General features: G+C 73.0%; 1 protein-coding gene. It reads right to left on the bottom strand.

The annotated features are described in order from the left end of the window. Window positions 1-17: 17 nt before the first annotated feature. On the bottom strand, window positions 18-14,033 hold the full coding sequence (locus M4V62_RS39050; RefSeq protein ID WP_249591924.1) for a non-ribosomal peptide synthetase: 14,016 nt from the start codon (window positions 14,031-14,033) through the stop codon (window positions 18-20). Window positions 14,034-14,114: the final 81 nt, after the last annotated feature.

Here is a 14,114-nt window from a genome sequence, read left to right as displayed (position 1 = left end):
CTCGGAGTCTCAGGGCTTCAGAGCGGGTTGAATCCGGCTTCGAGCTCCTCGATCTGGCTCTGCGCGAGGCCGAGGAGGGGGAAGTCGGAAGGGGTGTGTCCACCGGCCGTGGGATCGGTGGTGTGGGCGGCGAGGCCGCCGAGCATGTCCAGCCAGAGCCGGCCGATGCGTTCCGCCGCGGCACTGTCGACCACCTGGCCCGCCCAGCTGAGCGAGATGGTCAGCTCGGGCCCGTCAGCAGTGTCCACGATGGCCGCGCCCGCTTCCAGGGCGTGCATGGACGGCATGTCCGGGTCGGCCGAGCCGCCGATCGCCGCGTTTCCGGCCATCTGCCAGGCGGCGACCGTGCCGCTGTCGGTCGGGGCGCCGTCGGTCGGGGCGCCGTCGGTTGGGGCACCCGCCGTGAAGCGGCCCAGGTAGTTGAAGCCGATCTGCGGGCCGGGCAGTGCCGCGAGGGCCTGGCCCGTCTCAGGGTTCAGGTGGCGCAGCAGGCCGTATCCAAGGCCGTCGCCCGGGACCGCCCGCGCCTGTTCCTTGACCGCCTTCAGGAGTGTCCCGGCCGCCGGACCGCCGTCCGCCGCTTCGGTCAGGTCCACGTCGGCGACGTCGAGGCGGAGGGGGTGGGTGCTGGTGAACCAGCCGATCGTGCGCGAGAGTTCGGCGCCCTCGACCGGTTCACGGCCGTGGCCCTCCACATCGAGCAGTACGTGTCCGCCCTCGCCTCGCCCGTACGTGATCTCGCCTCGCCAGCGCGTGACGGCGCCCGCGAGCGTCGACAGGAGCACCTCGTGGACCCCGCAGTGGAACAGCGCGGGCGTCCGGCCCGCCAGCGTGTCCGCTTCCTCCCGTGGTACCTGCCAGGACGCGCGGTGTGTGGTCTCGGCGGTGTCGGCCGCCGGGTCGAGCGCACGCCTGCCGATGAGCGGTTCCGTGCCGTCGAGCAGGGCCGTCCACGCGTCGAGCTCCGCCGCCCGGTCCGGCCCGTTCGCCTGTGCGGACAGGAGGTTCGCCCAGCGCCTGAACGACGTCCCCACGGGGTCGAGCACGGGTTCCTGCCCCGCCGCCGCGGCCTCGCAGGCGAGGGCCAGGTCGGGCAGCAGGATCCGCCAGGACATTCCGTCCACGGCGAGGTGGTGGACCATCAGGACCAGTCGGCCGACCCGCGCCGGGCCCGCGTCCACCCAGACGACCTGGAACATCGCGCCCGTCGACGGGTCGAGACGCCCGGCGGCCTCCTTCGCCGCGCGTTCCGCGGTCTCGTCCAGCGCTTCGGCCGCCGTGTCCTCGGCGGCCACCCGGGTGACCCGGTTCGCGGGGTCAACGGATCCTCGTTCGCCGACGACCAGGCGCGGCTCGGTGCCGCTGCTTCCGTCGTCCGCCGTGGCCACGCGTGCGCGCAGCATGTCGTGGGTGTCGAGGACGGCGGCCACACCGGCCAGGAGTACGTCACGTCCGAGGCCGGCCGGAGCGCCGACGACGGCCCACTGCGCGAACCTCGGGCGGCGCGCGGGCTCGCCGAGCTCGCGCATCACCGGGGTCCAGGGCACCTCGCCCACTCCGATGTCCTCGACGGCACTCTGCCCTGCGCCGTCGGCCGCCTCCGCCACCGTCGCGAGGCGCTCGGGGGTCTTCTCCTCGAAGATCTGCCGGGGCGTCACCACGAGTCCGGCGCGACGCGTGCGGGACGCCAGTTGCATCGAGGAGATCGAGTCGCCGCCCAGCTCGAAGAAGCTGTCCGTGACGCCGACCCGTTCCAGGCCGAGCACCTCGGCGAACAGGGCGCACAGCAGCGCCTCGGTCTCCGTGCGCGGCTCCCGTCCCGAGACCTTCCCCGCGAAGTCGGGGGCCGGCAGGGCACGCCGGTCCACCTTCCCGTTCGCGGTGAGAGGCAGCCGGTCCAGCGGGACGAACGCCGAAGGGACCATGGAGGCGGGCAGCCGCTCTGCCGCCACGTCGCGCAAAGCGGTGAGGAGTTCATCGGTGCGCCAGGCCTCCGACGGCTCGGCGACGACGTACGCGACGAGCTGATGCTCGCCTGCCCGCCGGTCGTCGCGCGCCACGACCACCACCTGGGCGACCCCGGGATGCGCGCCGAGTACCGCTTCGACCTCGCCCGGTTCGATCCGGTGGCCCCGCACCTTCACCTGCGCGTCCGCGCGGCCGATGAAGACGAGTTCCCCGTCGTCGGTCCAGCGCACCAGGTCACCGGTGCGGTACATCCGCTCGCCGGGCGCGTACGGGCACGCCACGAACCGCTCGGCGGTCAGACCGGGCCGCGCCCAGTATCCGCGGGCCACTCCCGCGCCCGCGACGTACAGCTCGCCCGGCGTTCCCGGCGGGACGGGCTGGAGGAAGCGGTCGAGGACGAACACCTTGACGTTGGCCATCGGGCGCCCGATCGGCACCGCGTCCCGGCCTGTCGGCCCGCCGGCCTCATCACGTGTCCCCGCATCCGCCGACAGGGGCTCGCTCATGGCCGCGCACACTGTCAGCTCGGTGGGTCCGTACGCGTTCACCATCCGCCGCCCCGCGGACCACCGGTCCACGAGCGCCGGGGGACACGTCTCTCCGGCCACCACCAACGTCCTTAGTTCCGCGGGCAGTTCCTCCTCCACCGCGAGCACGCTCGGCGGCACCGTGACGTGGGTCGCGCCCCAAGCGCGGACCGCCTGCCCGAGCGGCGCCTGCGGCGGCAGTGCGTCCGCGCCCGGCAGCACGAGCGCGCCTCCCGAGAGCAAGGCCATGCACAGTTCGGAGACCGCCGCGTCGAAACTCAGCGAGGCGAACTGGAGCACCCGCGCGTCCGGCCCCACCGCGAACCGCTCGATCTGCGCCCGCGCCAGATTGCCGAGCCCCGCGTGCGGTACGACCACGCCCTTCGGCGTTCCGGTCGACCCCGATGTGTAGATCACGTACGCCGCGTTGTCCGCGCTGAGCGGACCGGTCCGCTCGGCGTGACCGATGGGTCCCGCCGCCTTCCCTGCGACCTCGGCGGAGACGTCCGGATCGTCGAGGACGATGAGACGGCCCGCGAACCCCTCCGGCCCCTCCGGCACCACGGCCCGCGTCTCTTGTGTGCAGAGCACGACGGCCGGGTCCGCGTCCGCGAGCACGAACGCCACCCGCTCCGGCGGGTGTCCCGGGTCGACCGGCACGAAGACCCCGCCCGCCATGGACACCGCGAGGACGGCGATCACGGCCGCCGCGGATCCCGGCGCGAGGACGGCCACCCGTTGCTCAGGACCGACCCCGGCCGCGATCAGGCAGCGCGCCCAGCGTCCGGCCTCGGCCTCCAACTCCGCGTACGACAGCGTCCGCTCGCCCGCCACCAAAGCGACGGCGTCCCGCGACAGCTCCACCTGCCGCCGCAGCAGTTCGGGCAACGTCTCGGCGGCCACCGACACCCGCGTGCGGTTCCACTCGCCCACGACGCGCTCGCGCCGCGCCCCGCCCAGTGCGCCCACCCGTGCCACGGGCGCCGACGGATCGGCGGCCATCCCTTCGAGCACACAGCCCAGCGACGCCACCATCTCCTCGGCCCACGCACGGTGGAACACGCCGGGGCGGTAGATGAACTCGCCGTGCAGGCGCTCGCCGGGCACCGCGATCAGCGTCAGCGGGTAGTGGCCCGTGTCCTGTGGTGTGCCGCCGGGGCGGATGGACAGGGTGTCGGGCGAGGGCTCCCTGAGGGGCGGGCGCGGGTAGTTCTCGTACACGACGAGCGTGTCGAAGGCGGCGCCGGGACCCGCGAGCCCGCGGATCTCCGAGAGACCGATGTGCTGGTGGGACATGAGCGCGACCTGCCGCTCCTGGAGGCCGGTCAGCATCGCGGCGACCGACTGCTCGGCCCGCAGATCGACCCGTACGGGCAGGGTGTTGATGAACAGGCCGACCATCGACTCCACGCGCGGCAGCTCGGCAGGTCGGCCGGCCGCCGTCGCGCCGAACACCACATCCGTGCGCCCGACGATCCGGGCGAGGAGCAACGCCCAGGCGCCCTGCACCACCGTGTTGACCGTGAGGCCGTGCCCGCGCGCCAAGTCGACGACGCTCCGGGTGAGTTCCTCACCGAACTCGAAGGGCACGCGTTCGGGAACGGCGGGCGCGGCGGACGGGTCGTCGGGCACCGTCAGCGTGGGCTCGTCCGTGCCCGCCAACTCCCCGCGCCAGGCCTCGCGCGCCGCCTCCTTGTCCTGGCCCTCCAGCCAGGCCAGGTACTCCCGGTACGAGGTCGCGGCGGGCAGGGCGCGCCCGTCGCCGCCTGCCGCGTAGATCGCGGACATCTCGGTAATGAGGACGGGCAGCGACCAGCCGTCCGTGACGATGTGGTGGTTGATGACCACCTGGACATGCCGGTTCTCGTCGAGCCGGATCAGGAGCAGGCGCAGCAGCGGGGCCGCCGTCACGTCGAGACGGCGGGCACGCTCGTCCTCGACGACGCGGTCCAGCTCGGCGCGCGCCTCGGCCGTCGCGAGCATCGACAAGTCGACCCCGCGCCAGGGCAGTTCCACCTCCCGCGCGATGACCTGCACCGCCTGACCCGACGCACGCCGGTGGAAGCTCGCCCGCAGGATCGGGTGCCGGGCGAGGATCGCCGCCCACGAAGCCCGCAGCCGGTCCACGTCCAGTGGCCCGTCCAGGTCGAGCACGCGCAGCCCTTCGTAGAGGTCCGGCCCCTGCTCGTCGAACCCCGCGTGGAACAGCAGCCCGTCCTGCAACGGCGAGAGCGGCCATACGTCCGCCAACTCGGGCACGGCTGCTTCGAGTTCGTCGACTTCGTGCTGCGTGAGGTCCAGGAGAGGGAAGTCGGAGGGGGTGTGCCCGCCCACGGTGGAGCCGGGGGTGGGGCCGGTGGTGGAGCCGGTGGCGGTGAACCCGGTGGTGTGGGTGGCCAGACCGGCGAGCAGGTCGAGCCAGGTCCGGGCGAGGTGCTCCGCGTCGGCCTCGTCCAGGATTCCGGTGGACCACGTGAGCGTGACGGTCAGCTCCGGCCCTTCGGGGGTGTCCCGCACCGCGGCGCCCGCCTCCAGGGCGTGCAGGGCGGGCATGTCGGGGTCGACCGAGCCGCCGATCGCCTCGCCACCGGCGAGCTGCCAGGGGGTGACCGTGCCGTCCGTCGTCTCCGCCGCGAAACGGCCCAGGTAGTTGAAGCCGATCTGCGGGGTCGGCAAAGCCGCCATGGCCGGTGCGGTGTCGGGATTGAGCTGACTCAGGAGACCGAAGCCGAGCCCGTCGCCCGGTACCGCCCGCGCCTGCTCCTTGACCGTCTTCAGCAGCACCCCGGCCGCAGGACCGCCGGTTCGTGCGTCGCCCAGGTCGATCCCGGCGACGTCCAGACGAACCGGGTGCGTGGTGGTGAACCACCCGACCGTGCGCGAGAGTTCGGCGTCCGCGAGCGGCTCCCTGCCGTGTCCTTCCATGTCCAGCAGTACGTGCTGCCCGCCCTCGCCCCGTCGCCGGTGCGCGACCGCACCCGCGAGCGTAGACAGGAGCACCTCGTGCACGCCGCAGTGGAAGAGCGTCGGCGTCCGGCCCGCCAGCGTGGCCGCCAGGTGCGTCGGCACGGTCCAGGAGCGGCGGCACATGGTGGCCGCGGTATCCAGCACCGGGTCCAATTCCCTTCGGCCGAGCGGGGGTTCGGGTGAGCCGAGGAGCTCGGTCCAGGCCGGGAGCTCGGCGGTCCTGCTGCCGCTGGTGGCCTGCTGCACCAAGGTGTCCGTCCACTGCTTGAACGACGTGCCCACGGGGTCCAGCTCCGGCTCTCGCCCGGCGGCCAACGCCTCGCAGGCGGCCCGCAGATCCGGGACGAGGATGCGCCACGACAGCCCGTCGACCACCAAGTGATGGACGACGAGAGCCACTCGGCCGGTCCGCTCCGGCCCGGCATCCACCCACACGGCCTGGAGCACCACACCCGCCGAGGGATTCAGACGCTCGGTGGCCTCCCGGGCCGCCTCGTCCGCCAGGGCGTCAAGCGAGTCGGCCGGCGCATGCGTCGCGTCGACGCGCGTGACCAAGGCCGCCGCATCGACCGAACCGCGCTGCCCCACGGACAGCTTGAGCCCGTCCCCTGCGCCCTCTCCGGTCGTGGCGCGAGCCCGCAGCATGTCGTGCGCGTCGAGAACGGCGGCCACACCGCCCACCAGCACGTCCCGGCCGAGATCTGCCGGGGCGCCGACGATCGTCCACTGGGCAAACCTGCCGCGCAGGCCTCGCTCGCCGAGCGCCCGCATCACGGGCGTCGGGGGCACTTCACCGATGCCCGATTCCGCCGTGCCCGTCTCCGCGCCCACGTGCCGGGCCACGGCCGCGAGGCCCGCGGGTGTCTCGTGCTCGAAGACGTCCTGCGCCTTGAGGAGCAGGTTCGCGCGGCGGGCACGGGCGACCAACTGCATCGACATGATCGAGTCGCCGCCCAGCTCGAAGAAGCTGTCGTCGGGCCCGACACGTTCCAGGCCCAGCAACTCGGCGATCAGCGCGCACAGGACCGCCTCGGCCGCCGTGCGCGGCGCCCGCTCGGTGGCCCTCCCCGCGAAGTCGGGGGCGGGCAGCGCGTCGCGGTCGACCTTGCCATTGCGGGTCACCGGGAGGGTGTCCAGGGTGAGTACGGCGGTGGGGACCATGTAGTCGGGCAGGGTCCTGGCCACGTAGGCGCGGATCAGCTCTGGGTCGGGCGGCGTACCGTCCGGGACCACATAGCCGACGAGACGGCGTTCCGCCTCCCGGTCCTCGCGGGCGACGACGACCGCTTGAGCCACGGAGGGGTGGGCGGCCAGGGCGGCCTCCACCTCGCCCAGCTCGACGCGGAAGCCACGGATCTTGACCTGGGCGTCCGCACGGCCGACGAAGAGCAGCTCCCCGTCCTCGGTCCAGCGCACCAGGTCGCCGGTACGGTACATCCGCTCGCCGGGTGCGTATGGGCAGGCCACGAATCGGTCCGCCGTCGCGCCGGGGCTGTTCCAGTAGCCCTGCGCCAACCCCGCGCCCGCGACGTACAGTTCGCCGGTCACGCCCGGTGGCAAGGGCTTGAGGAACGCGTCCAGGACGAAAGCCTGCCGGTGCGGCAACGGACGCCCGATCGGCAGCACGGAACCCATCCCCTCACCCGGGTTCAGTACGTGCCAGGTCGCACACAGGGTCACCTCGGTCGGCCCGTACATGTGGCGCACGGTGACGTCCGGGCAGGCCTCCCGCAGCCGGGCGACCGACCCCGCCGGGACGACGTCCCCGCCGGTCAGCACCTCACGCAACCCGGAGAAGCACTCGGGTGTCTCCTCCGTCAGGGCCCGGAACTGACCGGCCGTGGCATGGACGGACGTCACGCCGCGCTGCACGTGCTCACGCATTCCCTGGGCGTCCACCAGGCCGCTTTCGGCGATGACCACGCGGCCACCGGCGGCCAGCGGCACCCACATCTCGTACAGCGACACGTCGAAGGCGTGCGGGGCGTGCATCAGGACCGCGTCCGCCGGGCCGACGCCCCAGTCCCGCTCCCCCACCAGCGCCGCGACACTTCCGTGCGGCACCGCCACACCCTTGGGCACACCCGTCGAACCCGACGTGTACATCACGTACGCCACATCATGCACCGCCACCGCAACGACCGGCCGGTCGGTCCCGCATGCCTCCAGCGCCGCCCGCGTCCGCGGGTCGTCAAGGACCACGACGTGAGCGGCAGCTCCGTCCGGCACCGCACTTCGGCTCTCCGATGTGCACACCACCGCCGCCGGAGCCGCGTCCGCCACGACGAACGCGACCCGCTCCTGCGGCCAGCCCACATCCACCGGCACATAGGCGGCACCCGCCCGCCAGATCCCCAGGAGCAACGCCACCAGGTCCGTCGACCGCTCCATCACCACCGCGACACGAGCACCTCGCCCCACGCCCACCGCCGCCAGGTACTGGGCCCAGCGGCCCGACTCCGCCCACAACTCCCCGTACGACAGCGCCCGTTCACCCTCGACTGCCACCGCGTCCGGCACTGACTCCGCCCATCCAGCGATCAGTTCAGGCACGGTCCCGCCAGGGGCCCGCGCGTCTGTGGCGTTCCACTCCTCCACGACCGCTGCGCGGTCCACGGGGTCGAGCGCGTCCACCCAGGCCACCGACACCGAGGGGTCCGCCACCAGTCGCTCAAGGACTCGTACGACCTGACGTGCCGTCCTGAGGGAACTCTTCCGCTCGATGAGATCGGGCCGGTACGTCACAAGGACCCGCAGCTGGTCGGCGGGGATGACTCCCACGGCCAGCGGATAGTGCGTCCCCGCCAGGGTGTTCAGCTGCGTGATCGTGACCTCGCCGTCCGCCGGTCCGGGCAGGGTGGACGAGTCACGGGGGTAGTTCTCGAACATCAGCATGGTGTCGAAGGCCGCGCCAGGACCGGCGAGTTGCTGGATCTCCGACAGGCCCAGGTGCTGGTGGGCGATGAGAGCCGACTGGTGTTCCTGGAGTTCGGCGAGCATCTTCAGGACCGGCTGTCCTGGATCCAGCCGCACGCGCACGGGCAGCGTGTTGATGAAGAGGCCGATCATCGACTCCGCGTCGGGCAGCTCAGGGGGCCGCCCGGCCACGGTGCCGCCGAACACGACATCCGTGCGCCCGGCGAGCCGCGCGAGGACCAGCGCCCAGGCGCCCTGCACCACCGTGTTCACCGTCAGGCCGTGGGTGCGGGCCAGTTCGGTCAGCGCCCGGGTCGTCTCCCGGGAGAGTTCCGCCGAGCTGACTTCCGGCATCACCGGCGGCCGGCCCGGATCCGCCGGAGCCACCAGCGTCGGTTCGTCGGCGCCGGTCAGTTCCGTCTGCCAGGCGGCCCGTGCGGCCTCCTTGTCCTGCCGCTCCAGCCAGGCCAGGTAGTCGCGATAGGAGGCGGTCGGCTTCAGGTGCGCCGCGTGGCCGTGCACCCCCTCACCACTCGCCGCGTCACCACGCACCCCCTCACCGCTCGCCGCGTACAGCGCGGACACCTCGTTGAGGATGACCGGCATGGACCAGCCGTCCACCAGGATGTGGTGGCTGGTGACGGCGAGGCAGTGGCGGTTCTCGCCGAAGCGGACGAGCAGCAGGCGCAGCAGGGGCGCCCGCGTCAGGTCGAAGCGCTCCGCCATCTCGTGCTCGGCCAGTCGCTCGGCCTCGGCCTGCGCGTCGGCTTCAGCCAGGTCCGCCAAGTCGGCCTCGCGCCAAGGGAGTTCCACCTGCCGTGCGACGACCTGTACCGCCTCGCCCGACTCGGGCCGGTGGAAGCTCGCCCGCAGCGCCGCGTGCCGGGCGATGAGCGCCTCCCATGCGGCACGCAGCCTGTCCACGTCGAGCGGCCCGTCCAGCGCCATCAGGCGCTGGCTCTGGTAGACGTCCGGCCCTTCCTCGTCGAACGTGGCGTGGAACAGCATCCCTTCCTGCAACGGCGAAAGCGGCCATACGTCCGCCAACTCCGGCCCGGATGACTCCAGTTCCGTGACGGTCTGCTGGGTGAGGTCGAGGAGAGGGAAGTCGGACGGTGTGTGTCCGCCTGCGGCGGGGTCGGTGCTGTGAGCGGCCAGACCGCCGAGCACCTGCTCCCAGGCACGGCCGATCCCTGCCGCCTCGGCGTCGTCGAGAAGCCCGGAGGGCCAGCTCAAGGTGAGGGTCAGCTCAGGCCCTTGTGGGGTGTCCTGCACGGCGGCGCTCGCTTCGAGGGTGTGCAGAGCCGGTGTGTCCGGGTCGATCGAGCCGCCGATCGCCTCGCTCCCTGACAGCTGCCAGGGGGTCGCCACGCCCTGGGCCGCGTCCGCCGCGAACCGGCCCAGGTAGTTGAAGCCGATCTGCGGGCGCGGCAGGGCCGCCAGGGTCGGTGCGGTGGCGGGATTGAGATGACGTAGAAGACCGAAGCCAAGGCCGTCGCCCGGTATCGCCCGCGCCTGCTCCTTGACCGTCTTCAGCAGTGCTCCGGCCGCCGGTCCACCGGCCACCACCTCGTTCACGTCTACGGCGCCGACATCCAGCCTGACGGGGTGGACGCTGGTGAACCAGCCGACCGTGCGGGACAGGTCCGCGCCCGAGATTTGCTGACGGCCGTGGCCCTCCACGTCCACCAGCACCCCTGGGGTGCCCTCCCGCCGCCAGTGGGCGACCGCTCCGGCCAGGGACGCGAGGAGCACCTCGTGCACACCGCAGTGAAAGGCCGTCGGCGTACTGCCCACCAAGGTGGCGGCGTCCTCCGCCGTCACCGTCCATGACCGGCGGCGCATGGTCGCGGCGGTGTCCAGTTCTGGCGCCAACTCCCTTTGCCCGAACAGCGGTTCCTTCTGTCCGAGCAGCTCGCTCCACCGCGTGAGTTCGGCCGTACGGCGCTCGCCGCTCGCCTCCTCGACCAGGGCCTCGGCCCACTTCTTGAACGGTGTCGCCACCGGGTCGAGCCGCGGCTCCCGACCGGCCGCGATCGCCTCGCAGGCATCCCGCAGGTCCGGCAGCAGGACCCGCCACGAGACTCCGTCCACGACCAGGTGATGCACCACGAGGGCCAGTCGCCCCACCCGCCCCGGCCCGGCGTCCACCCACACAGCCTGGACCATCACGCCCGCTGCGGGGTCAAGCCGGTCCGCCCCCTCCCGTGCCGCCGTCGCCGCCATGCCATCCAGCGAGTCGGCCGACGCGTCCTCGGCACCGACACGGACGACCAGGCCATCGGCAGCCACCGAACCCCGCGGCCCGACCGACAACTTGGGCCCTTCGGTGCCGGCCACCACACGCGCCCGCAGCATGTCGTGCGCGTCGAGAACCGCGCCCACACCGCCCACCAGCGCATCCCGGCCCAGCCCCGCCGGTGCGCCGACGATCATCCACTGCGCGAACGTGCCGCGCAGAGCGCCTTCGCCCAGCTCCCGCATCACGGGGGTCCAGGGCACATCGCCCACACCCGCGTCCCGGTCCGTGCCCGCACCACGTGTGCCGTCGGCCGCCTCCGCGACGCGGGCGAGCCGCTCCGGGGTCTTCTCGTCGAAGACCTGCCGGGGCGTCAGCACCAGTCCGGCACGGCGCGCTCGCGCGACCAGTTGCATCGACATGATCGAGTCGCCGCCGAGCTCGAAGAAGCTGTCCTCGACGCCGACCCGCTCCAGGCCGAGCACCTGGGCGAACAGGCCGCACAGGGCCGACTCGGTCTCCGTGCGCGGCGCCCGCTCAGTCGCCCTCGCCGCGAAGTCCGGTGCGGGCAGGGCCTTGTGGTCGACCTTGCCGTTGCGGGTGACGGGCAGTTCGTTCAGGGGAAGTACGACGGCCGGGACCATGTAGTCGGGCAGCGTCCTGGCCGCGTACGCGCGGACCAGCGCGGGGTCGAAGCCCTCCGGGGTCTCGGGGACGACGTAGCCGACCAGGCGGCGTTCGCCCGGACCGTCCTCGCGGGCGACCACGACCGCCTGCGCCACCGCCGGATGCGCGGCGAGCGCCGACTCCACCTCGCCGAGCTCCACCCGGAAGCCGCGCACCTTGACCTGCGCGTCGGCGCGGCCGACGAAGAGCAGCTCCCCGGTGTCGGACCAGCGCACCAGGTCCCCGGTGCGGTACATGCGCCCGCCGGGCACGAACGGGCAGGCCACGAAGCGTTCCGCCGTCAGCTCCGCCCGGCCCCAGTACCCCTGCGCCAGGCCGTCGCCCGCCACATACAGCTCCCCGGTCACGCCCGACGGCACCGGCTGGAGGAACGCGTCCAGGACGAACACCCGCCGATTGCCCAGGGGGCGCCCGATGGGCAGCACCGACCCGACCGCGTCACGCGGCCCCCAGACCCGCCAGGTCGCGCACAGGGTCACTTCGGTCGGCCCGTACAGGTGGCGTACGACCACGTCGGGGCAGGCCTCGCGCACCCGCGCCACCGCGCCGACCGGGACCACGTCACCGCCCGTGAGGACCTCGCGCAGTCCGGCGAAGCACTCGGGCGACTCCCCTGCGAGGACCCGGAACGAACCGGCGGTCAGATGCACCGAGGTGACCCCGCGGGCCACGTGCTCCCGCACCTGCTCGGCGTCCACCGCTCCCGGCCCGGCGACGACCACCCGGCCACCGGCGGCCAGCGGCACCCACATCTCGTACAGAGATACGTCGAAGGCGTGCGGGGCGTGCATGAGCACCGCGTCGTCCGGGCCGACCGACCAGCCCCGCTCCCCCACGAGCGCCACGACACTGCCGTGCGACACCGCCACGCCCTTCGGGGTGCCGGTGGAGCCCGAGGTGTACATCACGTAGGCCACGTCGTCCGCGCCCACGAGCACAGGAGAATCGTCGGCGCTGCGTGCGGCGCGCACGGCCCCGCGCACGCGCGGGTCGTCGATCACGAGCGGCTCGGCACCTTCCGGCACTGCGGCCCGCGTCTTCTCCGTGCACAGCACGACGACGGGGGCCGCGTCCGCGAGGACGAAGCCCACGCGGGCCGGCGGAGAGCCCGCGTCGACCGGCACATAGGCGGCGCCCGCCCGCCACACTCCGAGCAGCAGCGGCAGCAGGCCCGCCGACCGCTCCATCACGACGGCGACGCGGTCACCGCGCCGCACCCCGATGTCCGCCAAGTGCCGCGCCCAGCGGCCGGACTCCGTCCACAACTCCCCGTACGTCAGCGTCCGTTCGCCCTCGACGGCCACCGCGTCCGGCGACACCTCCACGCGCCCGGCGATCAGCTCAGGCACCAGACCGCCCGGCGCCTCGCCCGCCGTGCCGCCCCATCCCTCCACGACCAGGCCGCGCTCGGGCGCCGCGAGCACCCCGACCCGTCCCACGAGAACCGAAGGGTCCGCCACCAGTTGCTCGATGACCCGCACCAAGCACGCAAACACCGACTCGGCGCTCTCGCGGTCGAACAGGTCGGGCCGGTAGTCGAGCTTGCAGAGCATGCGATCGCCGACGGGCGCCACCACGAGCGTGAACGGATAGTGCGCGGTCTCCTGACCGGCGGCGACACGCACGGTGAAGGTGTCCTGCGACGGGGGTGCGGCGGGCGGGCTCGGATAGTTCTCGTACACCACGAGCGTGTCGAAGACGGCGCCGCCGGAGTCGGCGAGCCCCTGCACCTCGGGGAGCCCCAGGTGCTGATGGGCCATCAGGGAGGATTGGCGCTCCTGGAGTTCGGTCAGCATGCGCGCCACCGGCTGCTCGGCGTCGAGCCGCACGCGCACCGGCAGTGTGTTGATGAACAGGCCGACCATCGACTCCACGCCCGGCAGCTCCATGGGCCGTCCCGCCACGGTGGCACCGAACACCACGTCCGTACGCCCGGCGAGCCGCGCGAGGACCAGCGCCCAGGCGCCCTGTACCACCGTGTTGACCGTCAGCCCCCGGCCACGGGCGAACCGCACCAGGCCTTCGGTCAGCTCCTCGGGAATCTCGTTGATCAGGCTTTCCGGGGGCATGGGCGAGCGGCCCGCGTCAGCGGGCGCCACCAGGGTCGGCTCGTCCGCCCCCGCCAGTTCCGCCTGCCAGGCGGCCCGTGCCGCGTCCTTGTCCTGGCGGCCGAGCCAGGCCAGGTACGCGCGGTACGACGTCACCGGCGGGAGCCCGGCGGTGGCGCCGCCCGCCGCATAGGTCGCCGAGAGTTCGTCGAGCAGCACCGGCATGGACCAGCCGTCCATCAGGACGTGATGGCTGGTGACCACCAGGCGGTGCCGCTCGGCATCGATCCGGACCAGCAGGAGCCGCAGCAGCGGCGCGGTCGCGAGGTCGAAGCGCTCGGCCCGCTCCCGGGCCGCGAGCCGGTCGGCCTCGGCCCGCGCGTCCGCTTCCGCGAGCCCGGAGAGATCGGCCGCACGCCACGGCAGCTCCACGTCCCGCGCGATGACCTGCACCGCCTCGCCCGACTTGCGCCTGCGGAAGCTCGCCCGCAGCGCCGCGTGCCGGGCCAGGAGCGCCTGCCACGACGCCCGCAGCCGGTCCGCGTCCAGTGGGCCGGTCAGTTCGAGCAGCCGCTGCCCTTGGTAGACGTCGGGACCCTCACTGTCGAAGGCGGCGTGGAAGAGCAGCCCTTCCTGCAGTGGCGACAGCGGCCACACGTCCTCGACCAGGGTTCGGGTCATCGCTTCTCTCCTCAGAGCGAGTTGCTTCGAGCTGATTCAGGACCAGGGCAGGACGGCTCAGGACTCAGGACGGCTACGGGT

The organism is Streptomyces durmitorensis, assembly GCF_023498005.1.
In the GTDB taxonomy this organism is placed as follows: Bacteria; Actinomycetota; Actinomycetes; order Streptomycetales; family Streptomycetaceae; genus Streptomyces; species Streptomyces durmitorensis.
This window is presented reverse-complemented; position numbering and strand designations above follow the sequence as displayed.